This window comes from Thiolapillus sp., assembly GCF_048562965.1.
In the GTDB taxonomy this organism is placed as follows: domain Bacteria; phylum Pseudomonadota; class Gammaproteobacteria; order Chromatiales; family Chromatiaceae; genus Thiolapillus; species Thiolapillus brandeum_A.
The window spans coordinates 1-678 of record NZ_JBHNMF010001359.1; the positions used below are offsets into that span (position 1 = coordinate 1).

At 50.1% G+C, this 678-nt stretch carries 1 protein-coding gene; it reads left to right on the top strand.

Translation table 11 applies throughout. The features are described from left to right. Window positions 1–678: integrase catalytic domain-containing protein (locus ACOCD2_RS24315; protein WP_294059582.1), on the top strand; the 678-nt coding region annotated here is incomplete at both ends.

A 678-nucleotide genomic window follows, 5' to 3' on the forward strand; every position in this document is an offset into this window, starting at 1 on the left:
GGCATCTCTGTTAGCCATGTTTACAATCTAAGGCCATCCAAGGCCTATCAACGGCAGCGCCGGACCTTTGAGAAAACACGCCCCAAGTCATCCACGATTGGCGAACGTCGCAAACCCTGTTCAAATGGTCAGCCTGGCTATATCCGCATCGATACGGTGCATCAAGGTGACTTGGACAGGCAGAAAGGGGTTTATCACATCAATGCGGTCGATGAAGTGACCCAGTTCGAAGTGGTCTGCTGCGTTGAGCGTATCAGTGAACGTTACCTGATTCCTGCGCTGGAACAGTTACGGGAAACCTTTCCTTTTGTGGTTCAGGGCTTTCATTCCGATAACGGTTCTGAATATATCAACCGGAAAGTGGCCAAGCTACTGGAAAAACTCCGTATCGAGTTCACCAAATCCCGCCCCCGACACAGTAATGACAATGCCCTGGCAGAAAGCAAGAACGGAGCCGTGGTCAGGAAGCTGTTTGGATACGAACATATCCCGCAACGTTGGGCACCTCAGATCAATGCCTTCAATCATGAATACCTCAATCCCTATCTCAACTACCACCGCCCCTGTTTTTTTCCAACAACAACCACGGATGCCAAGGGCAAGCAGCGCAAGACCTATGCCTACACCAATATGATGACACCCTATGACAAGCTGAAATCCTTGCCCGATGCAGCAAAT